The sequence below is a fragment of the Clostridium celatum DSM 1785 genome, from assembly GCF_000320405.1.
GTDB classification, from domain to species: domain Bacteria; phylum Bacillota; class Clostridia; order Clostridiales; family Clostridiaceae; genus Clostridium; species Clostridium celatum.
The window spans coordinates 59,783-75,868 of record NZ_KB291705.1 but is presented as its reverse complement, the minus strand read 5'-3'; the positions used below and the strand labels follow the sequence as shown (position 1 = coordinate 75,868).

Here is a 16,086-nt window from a genome sequence, read left to right as displayed (position 1 = left end):
TATTGCTTTACTTGGTGGATTAGGATTAAGTAAAAAAAGAAGAAAATAATTATTATTGATAATGTTAGATTATTAATAATATAAATGATTAAAAGTAGCTAGTTTTCGTATTATATTGAAACTAGCTACTTTTTAACTTCAATAATTAAGTCATTAAAAAGAATATTTAATATGTATTTTTTATTTTAATAAAAAATGATTATCCATATTCATAAGAATATGGATATCATTTTGGTGTTAGATATATAATTTTGGTGCCGGCAGTGGGAATCGTAGAGGTGTTTTTTTAGTAATTTTTATTAATACTTAAAAGCTAATATTATCAATGCTTTAGGGGGGTTGATTACTATATGGCTTTTAATGTTTTTTACCGAAGAAGTGGGAAAGATAGTGGGAAAAATAGTGGGAAACTTTTTAGATTTAGTGGGAAAATAAAATAGACTATATAGCCATAGTCTATTTAAACATACTATTGATTTTTTCATATTCTTTAAGATTTTTTTCTTTATTAATTTCAGCATATATTTTCATAGTAACATTTATATCAGCATGACCAACCCAGTCCATTACAGTTTTAATATTAATATCATTGCTTATACAGTTAGTTATAAATATATGTCTTAAACTATGATAATTTATATCTGCCTCTATATCAGCACGTTTTAATGCTGCTTTTAATCTTCTATTAGGTTGTTTATTGTCTATGTATTCACCATGCTCCTTGCAAAAGATTAATTTGTTATCAAAGTATACATCACCATATTTCAATTTATTTTCTTTATTCTTTTTAATAATTCCTTTAAGAATTGGCACAAGCATAGAAGGGAAAGGAACTTCTCTTATACTTGTTTTAGTCTTTGGTATAGTTACTCTGTTCTCATATATTCTTTTGTTATCTTTAGTTAATTCACCAGTCCATACTAATTTTACTGATTTATTTATCTTGATTAATCTATTATCGAAGTCTATATCCTTTTCTTGTAGTGCCATAGCTTCTCCTAGTCGCATACCACACATTAAGCCTAGTAATATTACTCCTTCACATTTATCTCCTTGTAGAGCCTTTATAAGATCTTGTTGTTCCTTTTCGGTTATATAGTTTATTTTCTCGTCAATAACTTCATGAGTTTTAGGATATACTATACCAGTTACAGGATTAGATTTAATTTTATTTATTGATACAGCATATTTAAAACAATTACTTAAAGCTTTATTTAAGTTCTTAACTTGATTAATAGTATGATTTTCTAACAATTTATTAGTTATTTTTTGTAAATATAAAGTATCTATATTAGTTAATTTAGCACTATTTAAGCTTTTAGTAGGTTTTATATAGTTTCTATATATTCCTTCAATTCTATCAAATGTTGAAGCCTTTAACTCTTGTTTTTTAATATTCCATAGCCATTCATAAAAGAAATTGCCTAAAGTAGAATTATCACTATGAATTGTATTACTTTCCTGGAACGCTTTTAATTTTTCTTTAGCTTCTTTTTGAGTTTTACCGTAAATATCTTTTCTTAATTGTTTTCCGGTTAAAGGATCATAGCTAGTGGTAATAGTAATACGCCAATACTTTACGCCGTTTTTAACTACCCACTTAGCAGAGCCTTCTCCATTTGTCCTCCTTGCCATTCTGAATACCTCTTTCTATTTATTAATATAATTTATCATTTAAATTTAAAAATGCTTATATAATCTAATATTTATATTACAATATGATACGGCAAAATACCGGCTCAGATTAAGTTAAAATTTGATTTGAGGTCACTAAAAGCAATCTCGAATTTTAAAGATAAAAGGGAAATTCCATTGATATATAGTTTAATTGTAGTGATATATTTATTTAACAGTAATTTAAAAATGTAAACTTAAGCCACGAGATTAGTGGTTTTCCCCACAGGGGGAGAAATAGGACGGCAAAATATTTTGGCGTCCTAATCTATAACTAGATAAGTAATTGCATTAATATTTCAAGCTGAATACTGATTTTTAACTTTATAAAAAATTAATCATCTATTTCGTCAGTTGAAAATTTTATATAACCAAGTTTGAAAAACTCATATTCTAAAAAACTTATAGTTCTATCATAGATAAACTTAATTTCGCTATCATCAATATCAAAAGGGAATGATGATGCAGCTAAAAATTCAACAAACTTAGGTAGTGATAAATCTTTATTATCAAAATCTAGTGTATCTATGATAGTTCCAAAACCTGCTGTTTTAATATTTTTTATATCTTCTTGATCAAGTTTGAGAAGCGGTGGTGGATTAAGTAAGTATCCTAAATCAACACCAAGAACCTCACCGATTTTTTTTATTGTTAGTATAGAGGGGGTTCTCTTATTATTCTCGTAATTCCAAATTGCATTTTTAGATAAATTACATTTTTGAGCTAATTCTGTTTGGGATAAACCATTTTTTTTTCGTAGTTCCTTTATTTCTTTTCCAATATCCATATAGATGCCTCCTATAAGTATATTATAAACAAATTCACACAAATGTAAAACTTTTTTAAAAAAAATATTAAAAAATACTTGAAATTATACAAATGTGGGAATATAATAAAACTGCAAAATAAATCATACGTTTGTAGGAAAGAAGGTGTTAATGTGAATATAAATTTATCAAAAATAAAAATAGCACAAGCAAGATCTTGTTTATCGCTTAATGATTTAGTAAAAAAAACTGGACTTGGAAGAACAACTATATCAAAAACTATTAATGGTAAAATGTCTCCAACACCTAAGACTATAGGGTTATTGGCAAAAGCATTAAATGTTGATGTTGAAGAAATAGTAATTATAGAAGAGTAAGAAAGTGAATATATTCACTATCAAACAGAACTAAAAATAATCGTTGCCACTTATGGCAATAAACATATCTAAAAAATTTCGCTATTAGTTGCGAAAATAAATCATATCAAAAGACACTACAGAGTAAGACATAAGTAAAGTGCAATACTTTATAAAAAAATAGGACAAGCTCCACTATAAAATCATACTACAGTGGTTCTAAGTAGATATATTGGAAAAGGTAACTATTAAATTATGGAGGGGATAGCATGGATCAATTAAAAGAACAAAATAAAAAAATACAGGAGTATAGAAGAAAAGTTTTAGAAAAAACTTGCACACCAAGAGAGCTTGCAGAAGCATGGGGAATTTCATATACAAAGGTTTTAAGATTAGCAAGGATAGAAGGAGCTCCAGTATTAAGATTTGGTAGAGATATTCGATTTGTACTATCAAAGTTAGATGATTTTTTAGATGAGCATATAGGAGAAAATTTGTTATAGAAAGGTAGTAAAGGCATGAGTATTAAGATATTAAGTTTATATATAGAAAATTGTAAGAGTATGGACAAAGAACCTTCTTGGGAAGGATTAAGGTTATTTAACAAGGTGTTTAAATAGGAGGAGTCAATGAGCAATGTAATAGAATTTACAGAAGAGTTTGAAACATATGGTGATACAAAAATTATGACTGTAATCCCAATAACTTTAGGTGGAAAAACATTTGAAGTTCATATATCAGATAAGGAGGCAGAAAAATTTTATAAAAGATTCAGTGGTTGTGTGGGAGAGAGTGAGTATAATATTGCAGATTCAATAATTGCAGTAAATAAATTAGTTAAGATTTTAGAATTATCACTTGATGTCATTGTATCAGAATAGATGGTGTTATTAATGGCTAAAAATAGATGGGAACAATTTAATTATATAGCTAGAGCGTGTCAACTTACAACTACAGAAAAATCATTATTATTACTTATATTTAGTTATATAAATGCTGAAAATGGATATTGCAGTTTAAGTGTATCAGAATTAATGAGAATGACACCAATAAAGGATAGAAAAACATTTTTTAATACTAGACAATCTTTAGTTGAAAAAAGATTTTTAAATTTCGAAACACTTAAGGGTAAAGGGTGTAAATATTACGTTTTAATACCTAGTAGGGAAATCCAACCTAGTAGGGAAACCCAACCTAGTAGGGAAACCCAACCAACACCTAGTAGGGAAACCCAACCACAAAAAGAAAATAAAAAGAAAATAAAAGAAAATATATATAATAGTATTTTTGACTTTTGGATTAGCAAAAATATAAAAAAACATAGAAGTATTACAGCTAGTATAAAAAAATCTATAGATAAAACTTTAAAGGAATATTCTAAAGATGAAATTATAGAAGCTATAAACAATTATGGTGATATGTTAAATAGTGATTATGAATATTGTAGTTATAAATGGGGATTAGATGAATTTTTAATTAAGACAGATAAGGATAGAACTAGACAACTTCCAAAGTTTTTAAATGATGGTAGTAAGTATTTGAATTATTTATCGTGGAAATCAAAGAATAATCCCAAAGAAACTAAAGAAAAAGGTATAGGAGATTTAATGGAGCAGTTAATGGCAAATAGGGAGGAATAATGGATAGAGATAAATTATATAGTATTGAAGTTGAAGAGCAAATACTGGGTATATCAATATGTGAAACTAAATGCTTTATTCAAATTATGGAATTAAAGGTAAAAGAGAGTGATTTCTATTTTGATAAGAATAAATTACTTTTTAATGCAATAAAAACAGTATTTAGAGAAAAACAAACAACAGATTTTGTAATATTGGCAGAATATTTAAAGAAAAATAATACTTTAGATAAGGTTGGTGGTATTACTAAAATTAGTGACTTGATGGGTGGAGTAATAACAACCAGTAATATAAAAGCTTATGTTGAAGCATTAAAAGAATATAGTCAAAAAAGGCATTTGATTAATATATCTAAGAATATTCAATTGAATATAGATAAAAGCCCCGAAGAGATTCAACAAGTTGTTAATACATTAATAGTTGATATGACAACAGAATCAGCAACAGAAACCGTAGAGGGGCAAGAGGAAGAATATTTAAATGTACTAGATAAAAGAATGAAAGGAGAAATAAATCCATTAAGAACAGGGTTAAGGGATTTAGATAATAACATAACTGGTTTTAGTGGTGGTGATCTTGTAACAATATTTGCTTTTAGTGGAGTTGGTAAAACTACATTAGCAACACAAATAGCATTAAATGTTATACGACAAAAAAAGAAAGTATTATTTTTTAGTCTTGAAATGCCGAAAGAGCAGATAAGAGATAGAATAATATCAAATTTAACCAATATACCGTTTAGAAATATAAAGTATGGAAAATTACAAGATGAAGAGCTAAATAAAGTCATAATGGCAAATGGTTACTTATCTAGAGATAAAGGCTTATTGGTAAGTGAAGAAGATGAGTTAGTGGATATAACAAGTAAAATACAATACGAGGTTTTGAAAAATAATATTGATATTGTTTTTATAGACTATATAAATTTGGTTAACATTACTGGTAATAACAAAGAGGAACATCAAAAGATAACTGAATGTACAAGATTATTTAAAAAACTAGCAAAAAGTATTAAAAAGCCAATAGTTATATTAGCTCAAGGAAAGCAAGAATCAGCTTATAAAATGCAAAATAAAAATATAGCTTTATGGGATAAGATAGCAGTTAATGACATAGCTGGTGGGGCTTCTATATATAGAGATAGTGACATAGTTTTGGGTATGTATAGAAATGTAGAATTAGATAATAAGCTAGTAAGAGAGTATTTAGTAAAAGAGAATAAAAAAAATATAGATTATAATTCTCCTTTAGCTGATAAAAATCCTGAATGTGTAAATATATTGATTAAGAAGAGTAGAGCAAGTAAAAAGGATATATTAAATTTTAGATGGAGAGCTAACAACTATAGAATAAGCAATTGGCAATAGTAAGGTGATGAAATGGAGAAGAGTAATAATGAGGAATTAGAAAATAGAGTTTTAGAGATAGGCAAAAAGTATAAAAATGCGGACAAGCCTACAAAAATAGAAGTTGGAAAGATAATGTTAGGTGAAAGAAGAAAGTTTAAAAAGAAAAAAGCTTATAGATAGTACCAATATCTATAAGCAATGAGCTATCCATAGGATAACAAAGTAATTTAGCAATTATAGTTTATCCTATAAGCTCCTAAAAAATCAATTGTAAATTAAAGGAGATATAAGAAAATGAACTATGAAAATATAGTAAATATAGTAGATGGAATAGTAGAAAATGAATTTAGACATATACAAGAAACTTTAGAAAAAGATTTTACAGATACAAATTTAGATTATAAGCAAAATACTTTAATAACAGAAAAATTAAATAAAGCTTTAGAGAAAGAGACTACAGAAGATCAACAAAGATTGATTAGAGAGTTAGAAGCTTCTATTTCAAATGAATGGATAGAGTTATGCAAATTCTATTTTAGAGAAGGTTTAAGAGCAGGATTAAGCAATTTAAAGTTTTTAAATGAAATAGATAATGTAGAAGTTATCTTATAGGTAGAAGTGAAGAGGATTACGTATGGCAAAGATACAGATTAAATATGAAATGAAATAGAAAAGATTAAAATACTAGAAGTTTTATCTAAGGGGATTAACATAAATAAGATAAGTAAGCCTAGTAAGACTGGTAGGTATTATGGAGTATATGTAGATGAAGAGTAAGAGGTGATATTGTGATTAGGAAGAAGGAGTTCACAATACTATTAGATAAATTGCTGAAGAAGGAATTAGAGGAACTAAGAAAGAAATTCAGACCGTATAAGAGAAAGCCATTTTTAAGAAATAAAGTTACTATTGATTTAGATTTAAAGTATAAGAGTAAAAATACTCTTGGATATTATAAAAATACAAGAGTAGATGAAAGACAGTGGACATATGAACATAAAATATTTTTAACCAAGCTATCAAGAAGTTATTACGAAATGTATTGCAATGGATTTAATGATAAGAAAAGTGGAATTAAACATTTAAGAGAAACAATAAGACATGAGTTAATTCATGCTTTTGTATATGAAGAGTTTGATGAGTGGAGAGAGATAGAAGGTTGTAATAGAGATTATTCCCCTATATTTTTAGCTTGCCTTCATTGGAGTGGTTTAGATTCACCATATCCATATACAAATAAATTCAAAGAAAGCAATTTATATAAAAACATAGAAAAGTGTAAAAATTATGATATGGTGTATATGTATTTAGTTCATTATATTGGTGATTTAGAAAGAATTACAAGAAAAATAAATAAAAAGCTAAACACTGATTCTAATAATTATAAAAAATTAAATATATCATTTAATCACTATGAAGCGGGAATTATAAAAAAAGCTTATGCGAGTTGTATTGTAAGAAGAAAAAAAGATAATGGAATGTGTATAGAGAAAGCTGTTGAAATGGATTTAGGAATAGGATTTCTAGTTACTCCAAATGATATAGAATCAAATTATGAAAGAAAGTTTGATAATAATTCAATGGCAACAATTCATTTAGAAACAGCATGTTATTTAGTAAATAATGAATTTAAACAAAAGACAATATTGAGAGAAAGTCAATAGAAAAATAAAGAAAGAAATTATATATAAAAGAGTTGAGGTGGCAAGATAATGGATAAAAGAGAATATATAAAAAAATATATAGATGAAGTTAATAATGATGAATCAGTAAGTTTCATTTATTGGTTTATTAGAGGTTATATTGAGATAAAAGAAAACAGTATAAAAATGGTTACTGGAAAAAAAGAGCTTTAAAAATTAGCGAAAGAGGAGTATAGGAAATGATTTTTTCAGAAGATGGAATTAGAGAAATCATACTAAGAATGAGTAAGGAAGAGAAGGCTGTTGCTGATATAGATGAAGAATTAAAAAAATGATTGGAATATTTAGAAATAGTGGAGGAGTTAATATGGAATTATTAACAGTAAGAGAAGTGTCAGTAAAATTAAAGGTTAATGTAAATTTAGTATACAAGCTAATAAAATCAGTTCACTTGACTGGGCTAAAGTTAGGAAGTATTAAAGTAACATCTTATGAGTTAGAAAGATTTATAAAAGAAGCAAGTGGAAAAGATTTTAGCGATTTGGATAATGTAAAGGAATTTACGCTTAATTAATGAAGTGCTTTTAAATGTTACATTGTAACACCGGTGTACTTTTTGAATTTTAAAAAGTATTAAAATTTAAAGATTTTAAGAAGTTATATAATCAATTTAAACGAAAAAAAGTAAATGCAACTCAATTCACTAAATTATTAGAGTTAAAGAGCAGAACAGCTTTATATAAATACATAAAGATTTATGAGGAATCGTTAATTAAAAACTAGTTGAAGTATGTTATATGTTCATGTAAAATGTATTTATTAATATATGTTATTAATTGTATTAGTAACTTATATATATTAAATTCAAAATGTCCACTTTGAATGGGTTGGGGTAAACTATATCCATTTTTAATATGAATAACAAAGATCATCTTATTTTTAGCGATAAGATGGTCTTTTTTTGTATTCTAATTTGTCCGTAAAAAAGAAACGGACAAATGAAAGTATTTATAAAAATATGATGTAAAATTTAATACAAATACAAGTTAAAACAAAAATAATAACAATAAAGGGGGATGAGGATATGGAGAACGATTTTTCTTTAAGTGATGCTGAAAAAGAAGAGAAGAGAAGATATGAAAGAGAATATTATTCTAAGAATAAAGAGAAAAGAAGGGAATATCAAAGGGAGTATTATAACAAAAATAAAGAAAAGAAAAGAGAATATTTTAAGCAATATTATCAAGAAAATAACGATAAGAGAAAAGAATGGAATAAAAGGTACTGGAATAGGAGAGCAGTAAAAAATGAAAAATAGAAGAATTAATTATAGTTTAGAGGAATGGGAATTAATATTTTATAAGTTTAGAGTTATTGAGAAGTTATCTATAGGAGTTTCATATAAAGCGTTAGCAGTAGATTTAAAAGAAAATGGATATCCATGTACTGGAGAAGCAGTTAGAAAAGCAGTTGCAAGATTAGGATTTAAAAAAGACCCTATACAAAAGGTGTATTATAGAGGCGCACAAGAAGAAGCAGTTAAGTTAATGAACTCTATAGATGTTGAAAGTGTAATAGAAAATATTAGTGCTAAAAGATATTATGATTGTGCATTTGGTTCAGATGGATATTTTTATAGAGAAAATATAGAAACTGAAGGTATTTATATAGATAAACAAATATTAAAGGAATTAGAAAAAATTTCTGAAAAGCTTGGGGTTGAATATGTACAAGAGTATATAACTTATATACTTTTAAAACATTTAGATGAAGTAGAGCCAGCAAATAGATTAAGAGAATTTTCTTATAAGTATTTGAATGAAAGTAATAGATATAGTGATGAAGAAAAAGAAATAATTATAAAAAAGGAAAGAGAAGGATTTAATCTTTATCATATGGTTATTCATGGATTAGATAACTATATAACAGAAATGACAGATGAAGATTTTATAGAAAATATAACGAAGAAAAGGGATATTGAACCATTTTAATAATGGGTTCAGGTAGAAGTGAGATGAGTAAAAATAAAGATTATAGTCCAGATGAAAAGAAAGAGTTTATTGATGACTTATTTAATAAGGGAATACCAGTAGAGTACATACTTAGATTAGATTTAACTAATAAAGAAAATTTAAGTAATAGTATTAAGGAATTAAATAGATATATCAATACAATTGAGAATAGCGTAAATAATTTTTTAAAAGAAAGATGGTAAGAGAATGTGAGAGAGGTTAAAGCGTTAAGTGATGAAGAGACAGAAAATATACTATGTTACTTAAAAAAGAAGTCAGATAGAGATTATATATTATTTTTAGTAATGTTGCATACTGGGTTAAGAATATCAGATGTGATTAAGTTAAGAGTTAAAGATGTATTTAATAAAAATAGTTTTGAAATTAGGGAGCAAAAAACAAGCAAATGGAAAGAGGTTCAAATAAGTAATAAGTTAAAAAGAGAATTAAAAGAGTATTGTAAGGATAAATGTGCAGAAGAGTATTTAATAAAAAGTAGAAATGGGTTTAATAATCATCTAAAGAGAGATAGATGTTATAAGATCATAAAAGAAGCTGCTGAAAAAAATGGAATAAAAAGAATAGGGTGTCATTCAACAAGAAAAGCATTTGGAAGAAAATATTATAAAAAGTATGGAGATATTGCAGAATTAAGGAAGTATTTTAATCATAGTAATTCTGCAATAACATTGAGGTATATAGGCTTAGAACAAGAGGTAATTAATAAGCATGTAAGAAATTTATGGGAATAGATAAAAATTTGTTAGAGGATACATATATTTGAGCATGAATTATTGATAGTTTTAAAAGGAGTTACAAGATAGATATAGTAATGGTTAGAGTGGTATATAGTGAAGAATACACAATGTAAGATATGTATTTTTGAGTTTAAAATATAAAGTCTACTCTAAGTCAGTAAAATCAATGGTTTAAGAGCAAATTAATAAAAAATATTATTATGTGAAAAAATAATGAAAATTTAATGATAATTAAATTGATGATATTTCCCAATATTCAATATAGTTTTGGACAGATTGCGGACATTTTGGACAAACTAGAAAGGGGGTGGGAATATGGGAAAGTAAATATAATGGATTACCTTGAAAGTATTGCTACATGGGCTTTAGAGGGATATTCAGAAAAACAAATAGCTGAAAAATTAGGTATATCAGATAGAACTTTAAGACGATATAAGCAGAAAAATAAGGAAATTTTGTCCGCTTTGGACAAGTCAAAAATGAAAGCAAATATGAATGTAGAATTAACCTTATTAAATAGTGCTTTAGGGTATGAATATGAAGAAGAAGAAGAAGTATCGAAAGAACGGATAGTTTATTTTGATGACAATGGTAATAAGGTAGTAAAAGAAACACCGGTGACAATAAGGGTTAAAAAGAGGGCCAAGCCTGATATATCAGCACAGAAATATTGGTTAAATAATAGGAAAGCACAATATTGGAATGATAATCCACGTAAAGCGATTAATGACAAAGAGTTATTGGAACTTAAAAAGAAGGAGTTTGAAAGTAAAGGATTGGAATTTTAATATTATAGAAGCAAAGATATTTTAATAATAAGTAAACACAACAACACTACTTATATTAAAATTTCTTTTGCTCCTATAAAAAGAATACAGTAATTTGTATATTTTATTTAAAAAAATATACGATGCTCCAGTAAGATTAATATGCTAGGAGTGATACCCCGGGGGCCATAAAAATGTTAAAAAAGAAAGATAAAAATACCCGTATTAAACTTCAGGTAAAAAAAATCCCCGAAAATGAGAAATATTAATGTGAAAAATGTAAAAAAATCAGAAGGTGGTAAAAATATGTTTAAGAATTATGATAAAGAAATTAATAATATTTTCAATAAATATAATGGAAAGCAAGAAACTATTAAAAAAGAAATTAAAGATAGAGAAGAAAAAGAGAAATTATTACTTGAAGAATTGAAGAAAGTTGAAAGAAAAATATTAACTGAGGAAGATCCAGAAAATGATAAAGAGAAATTATCTAATGTATTTAAGCTTAGAAAAGATATAAAGAAGTTAAATAATGAGATTTCAGAAACAAGAGAAGAAATAGAATATTTAAGAGCTAGCATTACTGGATTGTTTGCATGTGATATATTAAAAATGATTAATGATTTAGAAGAAATAGAGTCTAAATATGATAAAGAAATAAATTCAGCTATTGAGAAACTAGCTGAAATAAAAGAATCTGAAAAAAAACTCAAGGAATATATAACTTTTGCAAGAGGTAGAAAGAATCTTTTAAAGACACAATGCGTTAAAATATCAAGTGACATATTGAAAGGTACAAATATTACTAACTGTGGATATAGTAGGACAGCTTTCGATGTATGTTCAACAAATCCTAACAGTGTTTTTGAAATATTAAAATCTATAGTTAATAAGGAATAATTTTATGGAAATTAGGGTGAAAAAAGATTCTATTCTAGTAGAAGGATATGTAAATGCAGTTGCTAGGGATAGTAAAAAAATACATGCTGCTACTGGCGATTTTATTGAACAAGTATTACCAAGAGTTTGGAGTAGGGCATTAAGAAAAGCTGATGATGTTAAATTATTATTTAATCATGAGGAAGAAAAAGAATTAGGATCAATTAAAAAAGGTAATTTAGAATTGTATGAAGATGCAATAGGATTAAGGGTTAAATGTAGAATTTATGATAAAGAAGTTATAAAAGAGGCTAGATTAAATAATATAAAAGGTTGGTCATTTGGATTTTTTGCCAAAAAAGATAAGTGGGAAAATCTAAAAAATGGCTTGAAAAGAAGATATCTAGTAGATATTGATTTAACTGAGGTATCAATTTTAACTGTAGAACCAGCTTATAGTGGCTGTTTAGCAGAAATAAGAGGGAATAATAAATCAGAAATAAGATATATATTTGATTCAGAATTAGAGGAATTAATGTCATTTTCAGAACAAATTACATATATATTAGATTTAAAAGAGTGATAAGTGAGATTAGTAATGAATTATAATCTATTAAAAAAGAAGATAATCTACTTAAAATATGTAATATGACTTTGATTATGTATTAGTTTAATGGTGGTGGATTCAGGAACAGAAGCATTAGACGAAAGCGAAGTACCACAAGAAGTTAGATTTTTATTAGTTACTCCAGCAACATATAGAGTAATAAAAAAATCAAAAGATATAGCAATGGAAACTGACATAGGTCATGATATGAAAATAAAAGGAATAATAGCTGAATATGATGGAATGTCTGTTTTAAAAGTAACATCAAATAGAGTACCAACAGATTGTGGTTTTTTAATAGGTCACCCAATGGCAACAGTTTTACCAGTAAAATTAGCTGAATATAAAATACATGAAGACCCACCAGGAATTAGTGGGGATTTAATAGATGGTAGAGTGTATTATGAAATTATGATGTGCTATTTATGGGCGAAGAATGAGTATGAAAATAGTAATATAAGAGAGCTTACGCCTGAAGAAAAGGAAAAGGTTAATAAAAAGTTAGTGGATGAGCTAGAAATAGAGTAAATATTTTTACTCTATTTCTATTATTATTTTTGTAATTAATTTAGTTTTTATAAAAAATAAGTCATCCATATTAGAAATGCAAAATCTATTAAAATATGGATTAGTATATATTTTTCATTTATTTTATTTTTATATAAAACTATATAAATAATAAGAGATATAAATGAAAATAGAATTGGCATTATGAATAAGTATAAATTATTATTGTTTCTAATTAGAATTGAACAAATATATCCTAATGTATGAGAAGAATATAAAAATTTTTTTGAAAATTTTTTTACCATTTTGTCCACTTTTCATATGTTTTTATATATCCAGTATAGTTGTTGTATTCATAAGTTGTTATTACTGTTTTCATACATCTTCCAGAAATATATGTTACTGATTTATAGTAATTCCCATCATAATAACCTTTTATAGTTGCTGCAATTCCCATAGCTGAAATTGCTCCGCTAGTTATTAAAGCAGCTGTTCCTTTGAATACATTTCCTGATAATAAGTCTACTATTGCAACGCCTATTCCATCTGCAACTGATTGTTGGGTATTTAGATCTGACACACGACCTTGACTAGTATATAAAGTTTTAAATGGTCCATTAGGTTCTCCATAGTTTCCTTGTAACCATTCTTCTGAGCCATCACCATTCCCTCCAGGTCTTCCAGGCCATGCTCTTGTGATTGGGTTTTGATTTTCTTCAGCACTAGCTTTAACTGAAAAAGGAATCATTGTACTAAACATAGTTAATGTTAGAGTTAAAGCGATTTTTTTGAATAAGTTTTCCATATTATCCTCTCCCTTAATTTCAAAATAATTATAGTTAAATTTTATCAAGGAATAAATAGTAATAAAATCCTATAATTTACTATTTAATTTTGGTATAATGTTATTTAAGGGCTTTAATGGGCCTAATTGATTAATTATAATATAATAAAAATGGGTGAATCTCCACCATTAAGCGAGAAACTAAAAGAGCGGTAAATCTCCACCAGTAAGTGAGGTGCAATAACTAAATTGACCAAGGAAGTTAAAAAAGATTATGTCTATTAAAGATATAATCTTTTTTATTTTTAGGGGAATATGCCCTAATTTTTTTGTCTAAATTTATGTTTTGAAAGTAGGGCATATGCCCTAAAGTCCGACTAATTTTTCTTATAGAGCTATGATATTGTAATTACAAGTATTACAAATTAGCGTTGGAGATGTAGATAAATGAGTAAAAAAGAATTAATCCAGATAAGAGTTTCAGAAGATGAAAAATTAAAAATAAAAACTATAGCAAGAAAAAAAGGAATGACTGTAAGTGAATTTATTTTATATTCTTTCATGCGTACTATAAGTGAATATGAGATATATGAGTTAATGAAAAAATGAAAGTTTATTAATAAAAATATGTGTGAAAAATCCTTCAATTATGAGTGATTTGGTACAAAGAGGACTTAAAACAATAGAGCAAGTACCAGTTAGATATAGAGAAGAAGTTATAGAAATACTTGCAAAATTGGAAAAGTAATTTTTGAAAATTAAATAGTATGGTATTTACAAAATATGCTATAATTAACTCATAATTGTATTATATTGTGAGGAGATTTGAAATGAATAAAAAGCTAATTTTAAAATTATTATTATTAACATTATTATCTTTTTCTCTTATCTCATGCGAACAAAAATATAACATTTCTAAATCTAATAAAGAAACTCAAACATCTATAGAAAAAGAAGAAGGTAATAGAAATCAAGATAGTTTACCTGGAGAAGAAGAAAAGAATAATATAAATCAAGGTAGTGACAATGTTATAGATGAAGAGAATACTGAAAATAAGAATATTAACAATCCTGAATTGTTTGTTGTTGCAGGAGGACGTAATAAAGTTTCTGGAATCTGTGAATATTCTTTAGCTGAAATTAATGCGGGTCGAAAAATTAAGCCTCCAATTAGCAACAAGAACTCTACCACCTATATTGTAGAAAGTGATGAGAATATCTATATAGATGTAATCTTTGAAGTATATAGCTTGATGAATAAAGCTGAAGTAGCTGGAGATATGATAAATACAAGAATAAAAATCAAAAATGTTGAGTATCCTTGTCTTTCCCTTGTAGAAAGTACTGATGGAACTAATTTAGAAAAATATGCTTTAATAAATCCTTTGGAAACAAAAAGAATTCATTATCTATCCCAAGTACCTACAGCAGACGCAACTACTGGTGAATTTGAAATTATTTTAACTATAAACGGAAAAGACTTCAGCAATAAGTTTAGTTTAGACAGTCTTCAATATTCTATAAAGGAAAATATGCAGGAAGATGTAAAACAAAGCTTAACAGAAGAAGAATATTATAAGATAATAAAAGAAGCTAAACAACGTCAACAGGATTATATTGATTCTATTGATGATTCTCATATTAAGCAGTCAGTACAAACCTCATACTCTGCTGCTATTGCAGAATCAACAGCATTGCATATAAAATATCCAGATGATACGGATACTATAGATTCAGCTTTAAAGAGAGTTCTTAATGGAGAATAATATTAAAGTATTACTAAGCTAGAGTTAAATATAAAATTAATAAAAAGACTGTATTATTCAAAAAGAATATGCGGTATTTTTTAATACGTAATTGATTTAAATTGTTCGTAAAAGTAAATAAAAAAATAAGCAAGAAGTTAGAGTAAAATCTAGCTTCTTTTTTATATTTTAAATGTCCAAACGTTTGGGGAATTAAAGGAAGGTGTAAAGGTGGAAACAATAAGTATTGCATTAATATGTAGCGTTGTAGGAGCTACAGTTAGTTATCTTACATTTCAAAAATTTTGCCACTTTTGATGAAAATATTAAAAATTATATTTAAAATTTGAGATTTAAAGATTGTTATTGTAATTAAGTTTTCAGCTAGTATAAAAATGGGTGTTTAGACCGACAAAATACCGACAATTAATAAATATTTATAATGGTACAAGCTATTTTCTAAATATAAATATTAACTCACAATATAGAAAGAATTCTAGAAATAGAGTTCTTTTTTTATTAGAAGTGGGAAAAATAGTGGGAAATTTACAAAAATAAAAAGCTTTAACATTACAGAAACTAGTAATATCAAGGCTTT

Annotated in this window: 24 protein-coding genes; 21 read left to right on the top strand and 3 right to left on the bottom strand. The window is 26.6% G+C overall.

From position 1 onward, the window contains the following. Nucleotides 1-456: 456 nt before the first annotated feature. Both HMPREF0216_RS14565 and HMPREF0216_RS16560 read right to left on the bottom strand, forming a co-directional pair. The gene (locus HMPREF0216_RS14565) at nucleotides 457-1,635 is read right to left on the bottom strand and encodes a tyrosine-type recombinase/integrase (protein ID WP_005215815.1); all 1,179 of its coding nucleotides are present in this window, start codon (nucleotides 1,633-1,635) and stop codon (nucleotides 457-459) included. Between the two features lie 373 nt (nucleotides 1,636-2,008). After that, the gene (locus HMPREF0216_RS16560; protein ID WP_005215814.1) at nucleotides 2,009-2,461 is read right to left on the bottom strand and encodes a helix-turn-helix domain-containing protein; all 453 of its coding nucleotides are present in this window, start codon (nucleotides 2,459-2,461) and stop codon (nucleotides 2,009-2,011) included. 153 nt (nucleotides 2,462-2,614) lie between these two features. Between HMPREF0216_RS16560 and HMPREF0216_RS14555 the strand changes: the two genes are divergently transcribed. From HMPREF0216_RS14555 to HMPREF0216_RS14475, 18 genes are all read left to right on the top strand, one after another. Next, on the top strand, nucleotides 2,615-2,818 hold the full coding sequence (locus HMPREF0216_RS14555; RefSeq protein ID WP_040420121.1) for a helix-turn-helix transcriptional regulator: 204 nt from the start codon (nucleotides 2,615-2,617) through the stop codon (nucleotides 2,816-2,818). Between the two features lie 248 nt (nucleotides 2,819-3,066). Then, on the top strand, nucleotides 3,067-3,300 hold the full coding sequence (locus HMPREF0216_RS14550; RefSeq protein WP_005215806.1) for a MerR family transcriptional regulator: 234 nt from the start codon (nucleotides 3,067-3,069) through the stop codon (nucleotides 3,298-3,300). 126 nt (nucleotides 3,301-3,426) lie between these two features. Then, the gene (locus tag HMPREF0216_RS14545; protein ID WP_005215805.1) at nucleotides 3,427-3,678 is read left to right on the top strand and encodes a hypothetical protein; all 252 of its coding nucleotides are present in this window, start codon (nucleotides 3,427-3,429) and stop codon (nucleotides 3,676-3,678) included. Between the two features lie 12 nt (nucleotides 3,679-3,690). Then, nucleotides 3,691-4,437 carry a hypothetical protein gene (locus HMPREF0216_RS16555; protein WP_051040730.1) on the top strand — a complete coding sequence of 249 codons (747 nt, stop codon included), beginning with the start codon at nucleotides 3,691-3,693 and terminating at the stop codon, nucleotides 4,435-4,437. Then, entirely contained in the window at nucleotides 4,437-5,804 is a 1,368-nt protein-coding gene (locus HMPREF0216_RS14530; RefSeq protein WP_005215801.1) for a replicative DNA helicase, read from the top strand. The genes HMPREF0216_RS16555 and HMPREF0216_RS14530 overlap by 1 nt, the downstream gene beginning before the upstream one ends. Nucleotides 5,805-5,816: 12 nt before the next feature. Next, nucleotides 5,817-5,966, top strand: coding sequence for a hypothetical protein (locus HMPREF0216_RS17235; RefSeq protein WP_005215798.1), 150 nt, complete (start codon nucleotides 5,817-5,819; stop codon nucleotides 5,964-5,966). A gap of 114 nt (nucleotides 5,967-6,080) precedes the next feature. Further along, nucleotides 6,081-6,398: a hypothetical protein gene (locus HMPREF0216_RS14525; protein WP_005215796.1), complete on the top strand. Its 318-nt coding sequence runs from the start codon at nucleotides 6,081-6,083 to the stop codon at nucleotides 6,396-6,398. A gap of 176 nt (nucleotides 6,399-6,574) precedes the next feature. Next, nucleotides 6,575-7,450, top strand: a complete 876-nt coding sequence (locus tag HMPREF0216_RS14520) for a hypothetical protein (protein ID WP_005215795.1) — start codon at nucleotides 6,575-6,577, stop codon at nucleotides 7,448-7,450. 48 nt (nucleotides 7,451-7,498) lie between these two features. Further along, nucleotides 7,499-7,642: a hypothetical protein gene (locus HMPREF0216_RS17230; RefSeq protein WP_005215792.1), complete on the top strand. Its 144-nt coding sequence runs from the start codon at nucleotides 7,499-7,501 to the stop codon at nucleotides 7,640-7,642. A gap of 154 nt (nucleotides 7,643-7,796) precedes the next feature. Then, nucleotides 7,797-8,003 (top strand): helix-turn-helix domain-containing protein, encoded by a 207-nt coding sequence (locus tag HMPREF0216_RS14515; protein WP_040420132.1) that lies wholly within the window; start codon nucleotides 7,797-7,799, stop codon nucleotides 8,001-8,003. Nucleotides 8,004-8,513: 510 nt separating this feature from the next. Then, entirely contained in the window at nucleotides 8,514-8,747 is a 234-nt protein-coding gene (locus HMPREF0216_RS14510; RefSeq protein ID WP_005215788.1) for a hypothetical protein, read from the top strand. Next, nucleotides 8,737-9,420 carry a hypothetical protein gene (locus HMPREF0216_RS14505; protein ID WP_005215786.1) on the top strand — a complete coding sequence of 228 codons (684 nt, stop codon included), beginning with the start codon at nucleotides 8,737-8,739 and terminating at the stop codon, nucleotides 9,418-9,420. The genes HMPREF0216_RS14510 and HMPREF0216_RS14505 overlap by 11 nt, the downstream gene beginning before the upstream one ends. Nucleotides 9,421-9,443: 23 nt before the next feature. After that, a complete protein-coding gene (locus tag HMPREF0216_RS14500) occupies nucleotides 9,444-9,644 on the top strand; it encodes a hypothetical protein (protein WP_147576283.1) in 201 nt (66 codons plus the stop codon). Between the two features lie 6 nt (nucleotides 9,645-9,650). Next, nucleotides 9,651-10,193 (top strand): tyrosine-type recombinase/integrase, encoded by a 543-nt coding sequence (locus HMPREF0216_RS14495; protein ID WP_005215783.1) that lies wholly within the window; start codon nucleotides 9,651-9,653, stop codon nucleotides 10,191-10,193. Nucleotides 10,194-10,486: 293 nt separating this feature from the next. Continuing rightward, nucleotides 10,487-10,987, top strand: a complete 501-nt coding sequence (locus tag HMPREF0216_RS14490; protein WP_169317589.1) for a helix-turn-helix transcriptional regulator — start codon at nucleotides 10,487-10,489, stop codon at nucleotides 10,985-10,987. Between the two features lie 249 nt (nucleotides 10,988-11,236). Continuing rightward, nucleotides 11,237-11,866: a hypothetical protein gene (locus tag HMPREF0216_RS14485; RefSeq protein ID WP_040420118.1), complete on the top strand. Its 630-nt coding sequence runs from the start codon at nucleotides 11,237-11,239 to the stop codon at nucleotides 11,864-11,866. Nucleotides 11,867-11,870: 4 nt separating this feature from the next. After that, a complete protein-coding gene (locus HMPREF0216_RS14480) occupies nucleotides 11,871-12,428 on the top strand; it encodes an HK97 family phage prohead protease (RefSeq protein WP_005215778.1) in 558 nt (185 codons plus the stop codon). Between the two features lie 90 nt (nucleotides 12,429-12,518). After that, nucleotides 12,519-12,980: a hypothetical protein gene (locus HMPREF0216_RS14475; RefSeq protein WP_005215776.1), complete on the top strand. Its 462-nt coding sequence runs from the start codon at nucleotides 12,519-12,521 to the stop codon at nucleotides 12,978-12,980. 277 nt (nucleotides 12,981-13,257) lie between these two features. On the opposite strand, the gene HMPREF0216_RS14465 is transcribed toward HMPREF0216_RS14475, so the two are convergent. Further along, entirely contained in the window at nucleotides 13,258-13,764 is a 507-nt protein-coding gene (locus HMPREF0216_RS14465; RefSeq protein WP_040420114.1) for a hypothetical protein, read from the bottom strand. A gap of 426 nt (nucleotides 13,765-14,190) precedes the next feature. On the opposite strand from HMPREF0216_RS14465, the gene HMPREF0216_RS14460 reads away from it, so the two are divergent. The 3 genes from HMPREF0216_RS14460 (at nucleotide 14,191) to HMPREF0216_RS16550 (ending at nucleotide 15,509) form a co-directional block, all read left to right on the top strand. Beyond that, nucleotides 14,191-14,352: a plasmid mobilization protein gene (locus HMPREF0216_RS14460; protein WP_005215771.1), complete on the top strand. Its 162-nt coding sequence runs from the start codon at nucleotides 14,191-14,193 to the stop codon at nucleotides 14,350-14,352. Nucleotides 14,353-14,392: 40 nt separating this feature from the next. Next, nucleotides 14,393-14,491: a CD1375 family protein gene (locus tag HMPREF0216_RS17995; protein ID WP_267955906.1), complete on the top strand. Its 99-nt coding sequence runs from the start codon at nucleotides 14,393-14,395 to the stop codon at nucleotides 14,489-14,491. An 82-nt stretch (nucleotides 14,492-14,573) separates the two neighbouring features. Then, nucleotides 14,574-15,509 carry a hypothetical protein gene (locus tag HMPREF0216_RS16550; protein WP_005215769.1) on the top strand — a complete coding sequence of 312 codons (936 nt, stop codon included), beginning with the start codon at nucleotides 14,574-14,576 and terminating at the stop codon, nucleotides 15,507-15,509. Nucleotides 15,510-16,086: the final 577 nt, after the last annotated feature.